Origin of the sequence: Rhodococcus sp. 05-2254-5, assembly GCF_002258575.1 — a bacterium.
In the GTDB taxonomy this organism is placed as follows: Bacteria; Actinomycetota; Actinomycetes; order Mycobacteriales; family Mycobacteriaceae; genus Rhodococcoides; species Rhodococcoides fascians.
In genome coordinates this window covers 88,825-103,532 of record NZ_NOZG01000028.1, presented here as the reverse complement: position 1 = coordinate 103,532, position 14,708 = coordinate 88,825, and the positions used below count along the sequence as shown (strand labels likewise).

Genomic DNA, 14,708 nt, shown 5'->3' with positions numbered 1-14,708 from the left:
GCAGCCGCTCGGTCAGCTGTCGAAGCCCAGACCCAACGCGTCCATTCCCTTCAGCCACAATCCCCGCCGTCCCTCGTTGCGGTCTGCACGAGCGAATTGCGCACGAGTGATGTTGATCCCGATCGACTTGAGGGGCTCGGGTGGAAACGGCAACGGCTTGGTACGCACCATCTTCAGGCGCGTTCGTTCGGTATCGCGCCCGTCGAGCAAATCCAGTGCCGTTCGGGCCCCGAAGTGCGACGCGCCGACGCCGAGGCCGGTGAACCCGGCCACCGACGCCACTCGCCCGTTCATACCCAGATCCCAGAAGGCACTGAACCGCGAGCACGTGTCGATCGATCCGCCCCACGCGTGGGTCGCACGGATTCCCTCGAGGGTTGGGAACATCTGCAGCAGATGTTCGGCGAGCAAGGCGAACTCGTCTGGATGTTGGGTTCGACGTGGGTCGGTGTCGCTACCGTAGAAGTAGTGCGCGTCCCACCCACCGAACAGGATGCGATCGTCCGCCGTCAACCGGAAGTAGTGGAATCGATTGCCGGAGTCGGCCAATCCTTCGCGTCCGGACCAGCCGATTGCGGCGAGCTGCGCAGACGTCAGCGGTTCGGTCATGATCACGTAGTCCCACACCGGGACTATCCAGTGACGGAGCTTGCGGCGCAACGATTTCGATGCCGAGGTGGCCAGCAGAACTTTGGCGGCCTCGATGGTGCCGTAGCCCGTCTTCACCCGAATACCGTTGCCGGACTTGTCGATCGACAAGGCCCGAGTGTTCTCGTGGATGCGTACGCCGAGCGACTCCACCGCGTCGGCCAGGCCCCAGGCCAATTTGGCAGGATCGATCATCGCGACGTCGGGGTCGAACAGGGCACCGCGCGCCATCGGTGAGGTGATTCTGGCTCTCACTGCAGCGGCGTCGAAGTATTCCATCGGTTGCGACAGTCGTCTCCCCTCGTCGCCGAGCTCACGGAGGTCGTCGACCTGCCAGTCGAAATTGGCGATGTCGAGCTCGCCCGTGCGTTCGATGTCGGCGTCGATTCCGTACTTCTTCGCAGTCGCGCAGATCGCGTCGAGCGTCTCGGTTCCCATTCGCAGCAACTCGGGTAGTTCGTCGGCATACCGGTCGAGTCCGTTGCCCAGTCCGTGCGTCAGGCTGGCCGCGCAGAAGCCGCCGTTGCGTCCGGTGGCACCCTCGGCAATGCGGTCGCCTTCGAGCAAGACAATCGATCGGTGCGGGTTCTCCTCTGCCGCGTGCAGAGCCGCCCACAATCCGGTGAACCCGCCGCCGACGATCACCAGATCCGCAGACGTCGAACCGGAGTGCCGCGGCCTGGGCGTCGGTCGTTCCGGTCGGTCGAGCCAGAAGGGCTGCGGCGCTGCTCCGAGAACCATCGCCACGCCGCGATCGGTGGGTTCGGTAGCCCAGGATGCGCTCATCGTCGTAGCTCCTGATCCTCGGGTCCTGCGCTAGCGAAAACGGTGCGATGCCAGGACTTTCGGGCCACACGGGTGATGTCGGTCATCACGTGTTTGACGGTGAGGTACTCGTCGAGCGAGTAGCTCGACATGTCCTTGCCGAACCCCGAGGCTCCGAATCCGCCGTGCGGCATCTCGCTGATGATCGGGATGTGGTCGTTGATCCACACACAACCGGCCGCGATCTCCCGCGACGCTCGGCCCGCGCGGTACACGTCGCGGGTCCACGCCGAGGCCGCCAGTCCGAACGCGGTGTCGTTGGCCCGCCGAATCGCATCGTCGTCGCCGTAGTGCCGCGACACCGTGAGCACCGGTCCGAACACCTCGTCGCGGTAGATCTCGTCCTGCTCACCCACATCGGCGATCAACGTCGGAGGGTAGAAAGCACCCCTACCGTCCGGGACACGGCCTCCGGTGACGATCCTCGCTCCGGTATCGCGAGCCCGATCCACCATGGCCGCAACCCGATCCCGATGCGCGATCGAGATCAGCGATCCCATGTCGGTCGCCGGATCCGTCGGATCTCCCATGACGACGCGTTCCATCACCTCGGCAACTCCGGCGACGAAATCGTCGTACAGCGAGTCCGCGACGATGGCGCGGGTGGCTGCCGTGCAGTCCTGTCCGCCGTTGATCAACGAACCGGCGACGGCACCGTGAATCGCAGCCTCGAGGTCGGCATCGTCGAACACCACGAAGGGGGCCTTGCCGCCGAGTTCGAGCTGCACCCGGGTGCCGTGCACGGCTGCCTGCGACATCACCTGCCTCCCGACGGGAGTGGAACCGGTGAAAGTCATCAGGTCCAGGCCCGCATGCGAGGACAACGCGACTCCGGCCTCCGCTCCGGTTCCGGTGACCACGTTGAACACCCCGTCGGGCAGGCCGGCCTCCGAGGCGAGACGCGCCAGACGCAGCGTGGTCAGAGGCGTGAGTTCACTGGGCTTGAGCACGATGGAACACCCGGCCGCCAACGCCGGGATCGCCTTCCAGACGGCCATCTGCAGCGGATAGTTCCACGGCGTGATCGATCCGACCACGCCGACCGGGTCCCGTCGGATGGCCGAGGTGTGTTCGCCCGAGTACTCGGCCGCTGCCTTGCCGTCCAGATGTCGGGCAGCTCCGGCGAAGAACTCGATGTTGTCGACGCTGCCCGGAACGTCGAACTCCGTTGCCAGACGCACGCTTTTGCCGGTCTGGGCCACCTCTTCGGTGGCGAATTCGGCGTCGGCCGCCACCGATCGCGCCAACTCGGCAAGCACCGCGCCGCGCTGGGCCGGAGTTGCGGTGGCCCACTGCGGTAGCGCCGAGCGCGCTCGAACGAGAGCCGCTTCGACGTCCGCTGCCGTGGCGAGACCGAACTCGGACACCACGGTTCCGGTCGCCGGGTTCTCGACGCCGCAGCGGTCGCCGCTGCCGTCCACTGCGCGTCCGTCGATCCAACAACCAGGAATGTTCGCCATGACTGCACGATACCGACCGATCCACGGATTCGCCCGATTTCCGATCCCGCAACAACCGATTCTGTCGTCGAAACAGATATTTATTGCGAATTTCATCGCCTATCGCTTGTGTCGGCGGCGGTGTCGGTGACAAGATCGACCGATGCCGGATCAGTCACCCATCGCACTCGACGACGTCTCCAAGGCGATCATCGAACAACTTCAGGAGGACGGGCGACGCTCCTACGCCGCGATCGGCAAAGCCGTCGGGTTGTCGGAAGCTGCCGTGCGGCAACGTGTTCAACGCTTGACGGACTCCGGTGTCATGCAGATCGTCGCCGTCACCGATCCGGTACAGGTCGGATTCAAGCGGCAGGCCATGATCGGCATCAAGTGCACCGGAGACAGTCATGCACTGGCCGAGCAACTCTCGGCGATCGACGCGATCGACTACGTGGTCCTCACGGCAGGCTCCTTCGACATCGTTGTCGAAGTGGTGTGCGAGGACGACGAACAACTACTACGGATTCTCAACAAGCAGATCCGCAGCCTCGACTCGGTCACCAGTACCGAAACCCTGGTCTATCTGAAACTCGTCAAGCAGCAATACAATTGGGGAACACGATGACGCGAACCACATCCGAGCTCGACGCCTCCGCGGCAAAGCATCTGTGGGGCCACTTCACCCGTCACGGCGGCGGGGTCACTCCCCCGATCATCACCCGCGGCGAGGGTTCGACCATCTGGGACTCGAACGGCAAGAGCTACATCGACGGTCTGTCGGGCCTGTTCGTGGTTCAGGTGGGGCACGGCCGCGAAGAACTGGCCGAGGCCGCGGCCAAGCAGGCCAAGGAATTGGCGTTCTTCCCACTGTGGTCGTACGCCACCGAGCCTGCCATCGAACTCGCCGAACGGCTCGCCGGATACGCCCCTGGGGACCTCAATCGAGTTTTCTTCACCACCGGCGGTGGCGAAGCAGTCGAGAGCGCGTGGAAGCTGGCCAAGCAGTATTTCAAGAAGGTCGGCAAACCAGGTAAGCACAAGGTGATCTCGCGTGCCATCGCGTACCACGGCACCCCGCAGGGCGCTCTGGCCATCACCGGTATCCCGGCACTCAAGGAACCGTTCGAACCGTTGACCCCGGGCGCATTTCGGGTGCCGAACACCAATATCTATCGGGCTGCGGCCCCCATGGACACCGATCCCAAGGCGTTCGGAATCTGGGCGGCCGACCGCATCGCCGAGGCCATCGAATTCGAGGGCCCCGACTCGGTGGCAGCCGTGTTCCTCGAACCGGTCCAGAATGCGGGTGGCTGCTTCCCTCCTCCACCCGGATACTTCGAGCGGGTCCGCGAGATCTGCGATCGCTACGACGTCCTGTTGGTCTCGGACGAGGTCATCTGCGCGTTCGGGCGCATCGGATCGATGTTCGCCTGCAACGACTTCGGCTACGTGCCCGACATCATCACCTGCGCCAAGGGAATGACCTCGGGCTACTCCCCCATCGGCGCGATGATCGCCTCCGACAAGCTCTTCGAGCCGTTCGACGACGGCACGTCGAGCTTCGCGCACGGCTACACCTTCGGCGGGCACCCCGTCTCCGCAGCCGTCGCCATGGCCAATCTCGACATCTTCGAACGCGAGGGGCTCAACGCCCACGTTGCGGACAACGCACCCGCGTTCCGCGCGACGCTCGAAAAACTGCACGATCTGCCCATCGTCGGCGATGTGCGCGGCGAGGGGTACTTCTACGGCATCGAGTTGGTGAAGGACAAGGCCACGAAGGAAACGTTCAGCGACGCCGAAGCAGAACGCATCCTCCGCGGGTTCCTGTCCACCGCCCTGTTCGACGCCGGGCTGTACTGCCGGGCCGACGATCGCGGCGACCCGGTGGTACAGCTGGCTCCGCCATTGATCTGCGGGCAGAAGGAGTTCGACGAGATGGAACAGATCCTGCGCAGCGTGCTGACCGAGGCGGGCAACCTGATCTGAGCGACGGCGCTACTGCCCGATCCGGTCGATGACGAGGGGGGTCGGCTGCGCCGCGGTGGTGCCGATCTCCCAGCTGCCCTCGAGGGCCTGCTGCGCGTAGTCGAACTTCTCCGGGGTGTCGGTGTACAGAGTGGCCAACCGATCCCCGGCGCGAACCCGATCGCCCCGCTTGGCATGCAGACGCACGCCGGCTGCGCTCTGTACCGGCTCGCCCTGCCGCTCCCGGCCCGCGCCGAGCCGCCACGCCGCGAGGCCGACGCCCATCGCGTCCAAGCCGGTGACGACGCCGTCCTGCGTCGCAGTGAATTCCTGGCTCTCACGGGCGACGGGCAGCGCGGCGTCGGGGTCGCCGCCCTGCGCCGCGATCATCGTGCGCCACCGGTCCATGGCGGACCCGTCGGCAAGCTTGTCTGCCGGATCGATGCCCTCGATCCCGGCCGCGGCGAGCATGGTGCGTGCCAGCGTGATCGTCAGCTCCACGATGTCCGCCGGCCCGCCGCCGGCCAGAACCTCCACCGACTCCTGCACTTCGAGCGCGTTGCCTGCGGTGAGGCCGAGCGGTGTGTCCATCGCCGTCAGCACCGCCAGGGTCCGTACGCCCGCATCCGTTCCGAGTTCGACCATCGCCGTTGCCAGTTCGCGTGCATCGTCGACGTTCTTCATGAACGCGCCCGCCCCGACCTTCACGTCGAGCACCAACGCGCCCGTGCCCTCGGCGATCTTCTTGCTCATGATCGAACTGGCGATCAACGGAATCGACTCGACGGTTCCGGTGACGTCGCGCAGGGCGTAGAGCTTCTTGTCGGCCGGGGCCAGATCTGCGCCTGCCGCGCAGACCACCGCGCCCACGGCCGGGTCGGCAAGAATCCGGTGCATCTCGTCGCCGCTGAGATCAGCTCGCCATCCGGGGATGGACTCGAGCTTGTCCAAGGTGCCCCCGGTATGCCCAAGCCCGCGGCCCGACAGTTGCGGCACCGCCGCTCCGCACGCAGCGACCAAGGGTGCGAGCGGCAGCGTGATCTTGTCTCCGACGCCACCGGTCGAGTGCTTGTCCACGGTAGGGAGCGGCAACGCGGAGAAGTCCATTCGCGTGCCCGACGCGATCATGGCGTTCGTCCACGTACTCAACTCCCGGCGCGACAATCCGCGCAGCAGAATTGCCATCGCCAACGCCGACATCTGTTCCGGCGCGACGCTTCCGCGGGTGAACTCGGCGATCACCCACTCGATCTGCTCGTCGTCGAGAACGCGTCCGTCGCGTTTGGCGCTGATGATCGATACGGCGTCAGGCATGGTTGTTCACGCGTCCTTCGTCGAGGTTGTCGGGGCCGAATGCGTCCGGGAGCAACTCTGCCAGCCGACGCGGCCCGGTGGCGGTATCGACGAGCAGATCCGCGCCGCCGAACTCGTACAGCAACTGCCTGCACCGCCCGCACGGCATGAGGATCTCGCGTCGGGAATCGCAACAGGAAAAGGCAACGAGCCTGCCCCCGCCGGTCGAGTGCAGGTTCGACACCAACCCGCACTCGGCGCACAGGCCCAAACCGTATGAGACATTTTCCACATTGCACCCGGTGACAATGCGATTGTCGTCCACCAGAGCTGCCGCGCCCACCGGAAAATTGGAGTACGGGGCGTATGCGTGCCTCATGGCCCCATGGGCATTGTCGCGCAACGCATTCCAGTCGATTTCGTTCATGGTCACCCATCCAATCACGCTGTCTGAATTGATGCAGAGATCTACCCAAAACCGCCCGAATGAATTGGGAAGGCAAACCTAACACCGGATTTCGGCACCATACGAACCTCGAGTCGAATTAGTTCCGTGTTTCGAATGGGTTTACAGTTTCTATCAAGCGGCTAGTACAACCAGCACTAGGGCCGAATCGCGACAAATCGAGCCAGGTTAAGCCCGGCCACCGGGCTCGACGCGTCCACCAACGACGTTGGAGGCATTGCACTCGATGAGTAGCACGACGGAAGCCGCTCCGGTCAAGGAGCGCAAGCGGTCTCTGTACCGCGGGGACCCGGGAATGTGGTCCTGGGTTCTGCACCGCATCACAGGCGTGTTGACGTTCTTCTTCTTGTTCGTCCACGTTCTCGACACGGCGATGGTTCGGGTCAATCCCGAGACGTACGACGCCATCATCGAAACCTACAAGACCCCGCTCGTCGGACTCATGGAACTCGGCCTCGTCGCGGCAGTGCTGTACCACGCGTTGAACGGCATCCGAGTCATGCTGATCGACTTCTGGGCCAAGGGACCGCAGTACCAGAAGCTGATGCTCTGGGTCATCGCAGTCGTCTGGCTCGTCGTCATGATCCCGGGCGCGGGACGAATCTTCTACAACATGTTCACGGCGGGTGGTCACTGATGTCGACGCAGGGTCCCGAGGCAAAGGTCCTCGGCACGAACTACGACCGTCCGGCCAGCCTGGCCAACCCGCGTTCGCCGCGGCGTCAGAGCAAGGGCAACTTCGAGCTCTACGCGTGGCTGTTCATGCGGTTCTCCGGCCTGGCACTCGTCGTGCTCGTACTCGGCCACATGTTCATCATGCTGATGCTCGACGACGGCGTGCACCGCATCAACTTCGCCTTCGTCGCCGGCCGTTGGGCCAGCCCGTTCTGGCAGTTCTGGGATCTGACGATGCTGTGGCTGGCACAGCTGCACGGCGGCAACGGTCTGCGCACCATCATCGCCGACTACTCCCGCAAGGACTCGACGCGATTCTGGCTGACGACCTTGCTGGTGCTGTCGATGATCCTCATCATGGGCGTCGGCACCTACGTCATCTTCACCTTCGATCCCAACATCTCGGCGAGCTAAGGACACTGACGCTTACATGCAGGAACATCGTTACGACGTACTGATCGTCGGCGCAGGCGGTGCCGGAATGCGTGCTGCGATCGAAGCCGGACCCCGTGCTCGGACAGCCGTATTGACCAAGCTCTACCCCACCCGCTCCCACACCGGAGCAGCTCAGGGCGGCATGTGTGCCGCACTGGCCAACGTGGAGGAAGACAACTGGGAGTGGCACACGTTCGACACCGTCAAGGGCGGCGACTACCTCGCCGACCAGGACGCGGTGGAGATCATGGCCAAGGAGGCCATCGACGCCGTCCTCGACCTCGAGAAGATGGGTCTTCCGTTCAACCGGACGCCCGAAGGAAAGATCGACCAGCGACGCTTCGGCGGCCACACCCGTGACCACGGCAAGGCACCCGTTCGTCGCGCGTGCTACGCAGCCGACCGCACCGGTCACATGATTCTGCAGACGCTCTACCAGAACTGCGTCAAGCACGACGTCGAGTTCTACAACGAGTTCTACGCGCTCGATCTCTGCCTGACCGAGACGGACGACGGGCCGGTTGCCACCGGCATCATCGCCTACGAACTCGCCACCGGCGAACTGCACATCTTCCACGCCAAGTCGATCATCTTCGCGACCGGCGGCTCGGGACGTATCTACAAGACGACCTCCAACGCGCACACTCTGACCGGCGACGGCATGAGCATCGTGTTCCGCAAGGGACTTCCCTTGGAGGACATGGAGTTCCACCAGTTCCATCCGACCGGCCTCGCAGGCCTGGGCATCCTCATCTCCGAGGCCGTCCGCGGCGAAGGCGGCATTCTGCGCAACGAGTCGGGTGAACGCTTCATGGAGCGGTACGCCCCGACCATCAAGGACCTCGCTCCGCGCGACATCGTGGCGCGGTCGATGGTGCTCGAGGTTCTCGAGGGACGCGGCGGTGGTCCCAACAAGGATTACGTCTACATCGACGTCACCCACATTCCCGAGGAAGTTCTCGACGAGAAGCTCCCCGACATCATGGAGTTCTCGCGCACCTACCTCGGTGTCGACCCCGTCAAGGAGCCGGTGCCGGTCTACCCGACCTGTCACTACGTCATGGGCGGTATCCCCACCAAGATTCGCGGTGAGGTGCTGCGCAACAACGAGGACATCGTCCCCGGCCTGTACGCGGCAGGTGAGTGCGCCTGTGTGTCGGTGCACGGCGCGAACCGTCTGGGAACCAACTCGCTGCTCGACATCAACGTCTTCGGTCGTCGTGCGGGCATCGCCGCGGCCGAGTACGCCAACTCGGTGGACTTCACCCCGCTCCCCGAGGAGCCGGCGAAGATGGTGCAGGATTGGCTCGAGCTGATCCTGTCCGACCACGGTCACGAGCGGGTGGCCGACATCCGTTCCGAGATGCAGCAGTCGATGGACAACAACGCGTCGGTCTTCCGCACGCAGGAACGCCTCGAGACGGCGCTGAAGGATGTGCGCGCCCTCAAGGAGCGCTACAACCACATCACCGTCGCGGACAAGGGCAAGCGCTACAACAGCGACCTGCTCGAGGCCATCGAACTCGGCTTCCTGCTCGAGATGGCCGAGGTGACCGTCGTCGGAGCGCTCAATCGCAAAGAATCACGCGGCGGACACGCTCGCGAGGACTTCCCCGATCGCAACGACGCCGAGTACATGAAGCACACCATGGCCTACAAGGAGGGCGAAGGTTTGCTCACCGAGATCCGCCTGGACTACAAGCCGGTAATCCAGACCCGCTACGAGCCGATGGAGCGGAAGTACTGACATGAGCGCACCCACACTGGACAAGAAGTCCGAACAGAACGATCTGCCTCCCGTGCCCGACGGCGCGGTCATGGTCACGCTCAAGATCGCTCGTTTCAACCCCGAGAGCGGCGACGGCCAGTACTGGGACACCTTCCAGGTCCCCACGCTGCCCACCGACCGCCTGCTCAACCTGCTGCACTACGTCAAGGGCTACCTCGACGGAACTCTGACGTTCCGTCGCTCGTGCGCCCACGGCGTCTGTGGCAGTGACGCGATGCGCATCAACGGCGTCAACCGTCTCGCCTGCAAGGTGCTGATGCGCGACATGCTGCCCAAGGATTCGTCGAAGACCCTCAACATCACCATCGAGCCCATCCGCGGCTTGCCGGTGGAGAAGGATCTCATCGTCAACATGGAGCCCTTCTTCGACGCGTTCCGCGCCGTGAAGCCGTTCCTCATGACGACGGGCAACGAGCCGACCCGCGAGCGCATTCAGTCGGCTGCGGACCGCGCCCGTTTCGACGACACCACCAAGTGCATCCTGTGTGCGTGCTGCACCACCTCGTGCCCGGTGTTCTGGAGCGACGGAAGCTACTTCGGTCCGGCGGCCATCGTCAACGCGCACCGGTTCATCTTCGACAGCCGTGACGAGGGTGCCACCGAGCGTCTGGACATCCTCAACGACGTCGAGGGTGTGTGGCGCTGCCGCACCACGTTCAACTGCACCGACGCATGCCCTCGTGGCATCCAGGTGACCAAGGCCATCCAGGAAGTCAAGCGCGCACTGCTGTTCGCTCGCTGATCTCCACGCCTACGACGAAAGCGCCCCTTCGCACACGCGAGGGGGCGCTTTCGTCTGTCCGTCACACGAACGCGCTGTAGCCCGTCACGCCGCGACCGACGATGAGATTGTTGATCTGAGCGGTGCCCTCGTACGAGTACAACGCCTCGGCATCGGAGAAGAACCTGATGACCTCGTGCTCGATGAGAATTCCGTTGCCGCCCATGATCTCTCGGGCCCATCCGACCACCTCGCGCAGACGCGTCGTGCAGAACGTCTTCGCGAGCGCCGCATGCTCGTCGTGATGAACTCCGTTGCCCTGCAGTTGTGCGACGCGAACGGCCATCCCCAGAGACGCGGTGATGTTCGCCGTCATCCGCGCGATGAGATCGGCAATGAGCTGGAACGACGCGATCGGAGACCCGAACTGCTCCCGTTCGCGCGCGTAGGCGACGGCTCGCTCGTACGCGCCCATCATGACGCCGACGGCTTGGAACGCCACCCCTCCGCGGGTCAGCCGCAGCACCTTGGCGGTGTCGGCGAACGAGTTGGCATCGGCCAGCTTGTTGGCCACCGGGACGCGGCAGTTCTCGAGATGGACGTCGGCGTTCTCCACGGCGCGAAGCGAGTACTTCCCTTCGATCTTCTCGGCCCGGAACCCCTCGAATTCCTTCTCGACCACGAAGCCCTTGACCTCGCCGTCGGCCTCGTCCTTGGCGAAGACGATCGTCAGGTCCGCGAAAGTCGCATTACCGATCCATCGCTTGCTTCCGTTGAGAATCCAATGGTCTCCATCGAGGCGAGCCGTGGTCTCCAGCCCGCCGGCGACGTCCGATCCGCCGTGCGGTTCGGAGAGTCCGAACGCCCCGATCGTCTCCATCCGCCGCATGCTGGGCAACCAGCGCTGCCGTTGTTCCTCGGAGCCGAGGATGGAGATACTGCTCATGGCCAGCGAACTGTGCACGCTGAACATCGTTCCCGTCGATGGGTCGACCCGCGCGAATTCCATCTCGAGCCAGCCGGTGAGTAGTTTGCGGGAGGCCTTGCGGTCAACAGGAGTGGAGCCTGCGGAACGACCCGGTTCCTTGAAGGCGTATCCCAGACCCGCGATTTCGAGGTCGGCGATGGCCGGCATCAGGTGTACCGGTGAGACGGCCTTCTCCCAGAACTCGTTGGCTCGCGGCGCAACCTGCTCCTGGAGGAACCGGCGGGTACGCAGCACCACGTCGACTTCGGCCTCGTCGAGCAAGCCCTGATACCCGTAGAAATCCGATTCGAGGAAGTCCGGCGACAGTGGCCCGAGGGGTTCGTGCTTGCTCATGGTCGACTCCTTCGTCCGGTGCCGCCCTCGGGCACCACTACTGCTCTTCTACCCGCCGTGCCCGTGTCTCACCCATCGCGGGTCTCAGCGACCGAGTTCGTGGGTAAGGGTTGCGAGCTCTTGACCCCCGGCCATTTCGGTCGTCAACTCGTCGAGCGAGATGTCGTCGTAGGTGCAATCCAATTTCTGGCGGCCGCGGTCGAGCAGGACGAAATGATCGCCCACCAGGTACGCGTGGTGAGGATTGTGGGTGATGAACACGACGCCCAGTCCCTGTTCCTTGGCGGCAGAGATGTAGCGCAGCACCATCCCGGATTGCTTGACTCCCAGCGCCGCGGTGGGCTCGTCGAGAATCAACACACGGGCTCCGAAGAAGATCGCGCGCGCAATTGCCACGCATTGCCGCTGACCGCCGGACAGCGCCCCGATGGGGGCATCGACGTCGGGCAGATCGATGCCCATCTTGCGCAGCTCTTCGATGGTCGTCGCGCGCATGGCGTTCGTGTCCAGAGTCTTGAAGAATCTGCCCTTCGTGAGCTCCTGGCCGAGAAAGAAGTTGCGCCACACCGGCATCAGCGCGACCACGGCAAGATCCTGGTAGACCGTCGCGATACCCAGGTCGAGAGCATCCCTCGGCGAGTCGAACATCCTCGGTGTGCCGTCGACGAACAGCTCCCCCTCGGACTGCTTGTGCAGGCCCGCCATGATCTTGATCAACGTGGACTTGCCTGCGCCGTTGTCACCGAGAACTCCGGTGACCTCACCGGCACCGACGCGTAGGTCGATTCCGTGCAGCGCCACGATGTTGCCGTAGTTCTTACCGACGTTCTTCAGCTCGATGAGCGGCGCCGACGGCGACTGGACGGGCTGGTCCGAGGAGGTAGTCATGCTCACCTTTTCGCCGCGTAGTTACGGAAGGAGTTGTTGGCGATCACGGCGAAGAGAAGCATCGCGCCGAGAAAGAACTTGAACCAGTCGGGATTCCACCCGGCGTACACGATGCCCTGGTTGGTCATTCCGAAGATGAACGCACCGATGAAGGCTCCGACGGCGGTGCCGTACCCACCCGTGAGCAGACACCCTCCGATGACTGCCGCGATGATGTAGAGGAATTCGTTGCCGACGCCTTGGCCGGACTGCACGGTGTCGAACGCGAACAGCAGGTGCATCCCGACGAACCACGCGCAGAACCCCACGAACACGAACAGGCCGATCTTGACCTTGGTGACCGGAACACCGACTGCCCTGGCCGATTCCTGATCGCCGCCGACGGCGAAGATCCAGTTACCGATGCGAGTTCTCATCAGCACCCACGTGGCCACGAGTGTGAACACGACCCACCACACGACGGTGATGCGGATGGAGACCCCGAACAGCGAGAACGACGAGGAGAACACGGCTTTCGCCGAGTCGAAGCCCTGCATGTCCGAGATCGACGGGGTCGCAACCTGTCCGGTGACGAGTTTGGTGACGGCCAGATTGATGCCGGTGAGCATCAGGAACGACGCCAGCGTGATCAGGAACGACGGAATTCTCGTCTTCGTCACCAGATACCCGTTGACGAAGCCGACCGCCGATGCGAGGCCCAGCGCCAGCACAGCTCCGGTCCATACGTTCAGGTGCAGGTTGTAGGCGAGCATCGACGCCATGATCGAGGAGAACGTGACCGCGACCCCGGTGGACAGGTCGAACTCGCCGCCGATCATCAGCAGCGCGACACCGATCGCCATGATTCCGATCGTCGACGACGCGTACAGCACGGTCGCCAGCGCTTCGGGAGACCGAAACGGCGGCGCGACGATGCAGAAGAAGACGAAGATGGCGATCGCACCGAACAGGGCACCCATCTCTGGGCGAATCAGCAAGCGCTGCAACGGTTTCTGTTTCTTCACCCGCTCGTCCAGGATCACGGCGTGCGTTCCCGAAGCCGGGTCGGCCTGTGTTGGCATGATGTTCCTTCCGCGTCCGGACGACGCTCAGCGAGTTCCGTTGCGGGCGTACTCGGCGATGGCCTCGATGTTGGTCGAGTCGACGAAGGCCGGGCCGGTGAGCACCGGGGTGCCGCCGCCGATGGTGTTGCCGTTGTTGAGGTACAGCCACAGGGAGTCGATGGCGAGATAACCCTGCAGATAGGGCTGCTGATCGATGGCCCAGGCGACGTCGCCTGACTCGATCGCGTCGACGAGGGCCGCGTTGGTGTCGAACGTGACGACGGTGGCGTCGCTACCGGCATTGGTCTTCGATTGCACCGCGGTCAGTGCGATCGGGGCTGCGAGCGCTACCACGTGATCGATGCTCGGGTCCTGCTGGAGCTTCGCGGTGATCGTCGCCTCGACCGACGGCATGTCCTTGCTGTTGACGTTCAGAATTTCGGTGCTGCCCCCGGTGAGGCCCTGTCGAACTCCTGCGCAGCGCGCTTCGAGCGCTACTGCACCCTGCTCCTGGATGATGCACAAGGTCTTTCGCGCACCGTCTTCGGTGAGCCGCGCCCCGGCAGCCCTACCCGCGATGGTTTCGTCCTGACCGAAGTACTGCTGCACCCCCATTGCGCTCCATGCGTCGTAGCCGGAATTGAAGGCGACGACCGGGATGCCCGCTGCGGTTGCCGCCTCGACAGCCGGAGCCATGGCCTCGGGCTTGGCCAGTGTCAGAGCGATGCCGTCCACCTTCGAGTCGATCGCGCTCTGAACGAGATTGGCTTGATTGGGTGCCTCCGGATCGGCCGAGTAGCGGAGCTCGATGTTGTCCTTGGCGGCTGCGGCCTCGGCTCCCTTTCGGATGAGATCCCAGAACGTGTCGCCCGGTACCTCGTGCGTGATCATCGCTACCGTCGCCGCAGGCGTGTTCGCCACTCCCGCATTGCTGCCGTTGTCGGTAGATCGTGGAGCCCCACCGGTGCTCGAACAGGCCGTCAGCGTCAGCACCATCACCAACCCGAGTGCGACACCCGCCCCACCGGCGCGGCGTCGAACCGAGCGGAGCGAGCCGGTACGGGCCGCCTGTCGAAATGTCATCCGGGTTCCTCTCGGGCGACCGAGCTGTCGGTAGTACAGCTCGGCGGATCACTGTCTGTACAACGTAATGCCGATCACAGACGATGGACGTAGTTTGGCAGGGCCTTCGAA

Annotated in this window: 14 protein-coding genes; 6 read left to right on the top strand and 8 right to left on the bottom strand. The window is 64.1% G+C overall.

All coding sequences use genetic code 11. The annotated features are described in order from the left end of the window. Window positions 1–12: 12 nt before the first annotated feature. Together CH278_RS19135 and CH278_RS19130 are read right to left on the bottom strand one after the other, a co-directional pair. The gene (locus CH278_RS19135) at window positions 13–1,434 is read right to left on the bottom strand and encodes an NAD(P)/FAD-dependent oxidoreductase (RefSeq protein ID WP_032366672.1); all 1,422 of its coding nucleotides are present in this window, start codon (window positions 1,432–1,434) and stop codon (window positions 13–15) included. Then, a complete protein-coding gene (locus tag CH278_RS19130; RefSeq protein ID WP_094622617.1) occupies window positions 1,431–2,933 on the bottom strand; it encodes a gamma-aminobutyraldehyde dehydrogenase in 1,503 nt (500 codons plus the stop codon). The genes CH278_RS19135 and CH278_RS19130 overlap by 4 nt, the downstream gene beginning before the upstream one ends. A gap of 142 nt (window positions 2,934–3,075) precedes the next feature. On the opposite strand from CH278_RS19130, the gene CH278_RS19125 reads away from it, so the two are divergent. Together CH278_RS19125 and CH278_RS19120 are read left to right on the top strand one after the other, a co-directional pair. Then, window positions 3,076–3,540, top strand: a complete 465-nt coding sequence (locus tag CH278_RS19125; protein WP_032366674.1) for an Lrp/AsnC family transcriptional regulator — start codon at window positions 3,076–3,078, stop codon at window positions 3,538–3,540. Beyond that, window positions 3,537–4,904 carry an aspartate aminotransferase family protein gene (locus tag CH278_RS19120; protein ID WP_027496423.1) on the top strand — a complete coding sequence of 456 codons (1,368 nt, stop codon included), beginning with the start codon at window positions 3,537–3,539 and terminating at the stop codon, window positions 4,902–4,904. Before CH278_RS19125 ends, CH278_RS19120 begins: the two co-directional genes overlap by 4 nt. Before the next feature lie 9 nt (window positions 4,905–4,913). On the opposite strand, the gene CH278_RS19115 is transcribed toward CH278_RS19120, so the two are convergent. After that, complete coding sequence (locus tag CH278_RS19115; RefSeq protein WP_094622616.1) at window positions 4,914–6,197, bottom strand: thymidine phosphorylase; 1,284 nt, start codon at window positions 6,195–6,197, stop codon at window positions 4,914–4,916. Then, window positions 6,190–6,603 carry a cytidine deaminase gene (locus CH278_RS19110; RefSeq protein ID WP_027496421.1) on the bottom strand — a complete coding sequence of 138 codons (414 nt, stop codon included), beginning with the start codon at window positions 6,601–6,603 and terminating at the stop codon, window positions 6,190–6,192. The genes CH278_RS19115 and CH278_RS19110 overlap by 8 nt, the downstream gene beginning before the upstream one ends. A 334-nt stretch (window positions 6,604–6,937) precedes the next feature. Here CH278_RS19110 and sdhC point away from each other — a divergent pair, with 334 nt between their 5' ends. From sdhC to CH278_RS19090, 4 genes are read left to right on the top strand one after another with little or no spacing between them, the layout of a single operon-like run. Continuing rightward, on the top strand, window positions 6,938–7,279 hold the full coding sequence (gene sdhC, locus CH278_RS19105) for a succinate dehydrogenase, cytochrome b556 subunit (protein ID WP_027496420.1): 342 nt from the start codon (window positions 6,938–6,940) through the stop codon (window positions 7,277–7,279). Further along, a complete protein-coding gene (locus CH278_RS19100; RefSeq protein WP_027496419.1) occupies window positions 7,279–7,731 on the top strand; it encodes a succinate dehydrogenase hydrophobic membrane anchor subunit in 453 nt (150 codons plus the stop codon). The genes sdhC and CH278_RS19100 overlap by 1 nt, the downstream gene beginning before the upstream one ends. 16 nt (window positions 7,732–7,747) lie before the next feature. Further along, entirely contained in the window at window positions 7,748–9,499 is a 1,752-nt protein-coding gene (sdhA, locus tag CH278_RS19095) for a succinate dehydrogenase flavoprotein subunit (RefSeq protein WP_027496418.1), read from the top strand. Window position 9,500: 1 nt separating this feature from the next. Then, window positions 9,501–10,283, top strand: coding sequence for a succinate dehydrogenase iron-sulfur subunit (locus CH278_RS19090; RefSeq protein ID WP_027496417.1), 783 nt, complete (start codon window positions 9,501–9,503; stop codon window positions 10,281–10,283). 61 nt (window positions 10,284–10,344) lie between these two features. Here the strand turns inward: CH278_RS19090 and CH278_RS19085 are convergent, their stop codons facing one another. The 4 genes from CH278_RS19085 to CH278_RS19070 form a co-directional block, all read right to left on the bottom strand. Continuing rightward, the gene (locus tag CH278_RS19085; RefSeq protein WP_052053776.1) at window positions 10,345–11,583 is read right to left on the bottom strand and encodes an acyl-CoA dehydrogenase family protein; all 1,239 of its coding nucleotides are present in this window, start codon (window positions 11,581–11,583) and stop codon (window positions 10,345–10,347) included. An 84-nt stretch (window positions 11,584–11,667) separates the two neighbouring features. Beyond that, a complete protein-coding gene (locus CH278_RS19080; RefSeq protein WP_032366676.1) occupies window positions 11,668–12,471 on the bottom strand; it encodes an ATP-binding cassette domain-containing protein in 804 nt (267 codons plus the stop codon). Between the two features lie 2 nt (window positions 12,472–12,473). Next, the gene (locus CH278_RS19075) at window positions 12,474–13,532 is read right to left on the bottom strand and encodes an ABC transporter permease (RefSeq protein WP_032366677.1); all 1,059 of its coding nucleotides are present in this window, start codon (window positions 13,530–13,532) and stop codon (window positions 12,474–12,476) included. A gap of 27 nt (window positions 13,533–13,559) precedes the next feature. Next, window positions 13,560–14,510, bottom strand: coding sequence for a substrate-binding domain-containing protein (locus CH278_RS19070; protein WP_256991784.1), 951 nt, complete (start codon window positions 14,508–14,510; stop codon window positions 13,560–13,562). Between the last annotated feature and the right edge of the window lie 198 nt (window positions 14,511–14,708).

What these genes read in the sequence shown, in the direction of transcription:
- sdhA (WP_027496418.1), top strand. Translation starts at nt 7,748, where the DNA reads ATGCAGGAACATCGTTACGACGTACTGATCGTCGGCGCAGGCGGTGCC.
- sdhC (WP_027496420.1), top strand. Translation starts at nt 6,938, where the DNA reads ATGTGGTCCTGGGTTCTGCACCGCATCACAGGCGTGTTGACGTTCTTC.
- CH278_RS19120 (WP_027496423.1), top strand. Translation starts at nt 3,537, where the DNA reads ATGACGCGAACCACATCCGAGCTCGACGCCTCCGCGGCAAAGCATCTG.
- CH278_RS19135 (WP_032366672.1), bottom strand. Translation starts at nt 1,434, where the DNA reads ATGAGCGCATCCTGGGCTACCGAACCCACCGATCGCGGCGTGGCGATG.
- CH278_RS19090 (WP_027496417.1), top strand. Translation starts at nt 9,501, where the DNA reads ATGAGCGCACCCACACTGGACAAGAAGTCCGAACAGAACGATCTGCCT.
- CH278_RS19075 (WP_032366677.1), bottom strand. Translation starts at nt 13,532, where the DNA reads ATGCCAACACAGGCCGACCCGGCTTCGGGAACGCACGCCGTGATCCTG.
- CH278_RS19115 (WP_094622616.1), bottom strand. Translation starts at nt 6,197, where the DNA reads ATGCCTGACGCCGTATCGATCATCAGCGCCAAACGCGACGGACGCGTT.
- CH278_RS19125 (WP_032366674.1), top strand. Translation starts at nt 3,076, where the DNA reads ATGCCGGATCAGTCACCCATCGCACTCGACGACGTCTCCAAGGCGATC.
- CH278_RS19130 (WP_094622617.1), bottom strand. Translation starts at nt 2,933, where the DNA reads ATGGCGAACATTCCTGGTTGTTGGATCGACGGACGCGCAGTGGACGGC.
- CH278_RS19085 (WP_052053776.1), bottom strand. Translation starts at nt 11,583, where the DNA reads ATGAGCAAGCACGAACCCCTCGGGCCACTGTCGCCGGACTTCCTCGAA.
- CH278_RS19080 (WP_032366676.1), bottom strand. Translation starts at nt 12,471, where the DNA reads ATGACTACCTCCTCGGACCAGCCCGTCCAGTCGCCGTCGGCGCCGCTC.
- CH278_RS19070 (WP_256991784.1), bottom strand. Translation starts at nt 14,510, where the DNA reads ATGGTGCTGACGCTGACGGCCTGTTCGAGCACCGGTGGGGCTCCACGA.
- CH278_RS19110 (WP_027496421.1), bottom strand. Translation starts at nt 6,603, where the DNA reads ATGAACGAAATCGACTGGAATGCGTTGCGCGACAATGCCCATGGGGCC.
- CH278_RS19100 (WP_027496419.1), top strand. Translation starts at nt 7,279, where the DNA reads ATGTCGACGCAGGGTCCCGAGGCAAAGGTCCTCGGCACGAACTACGAC.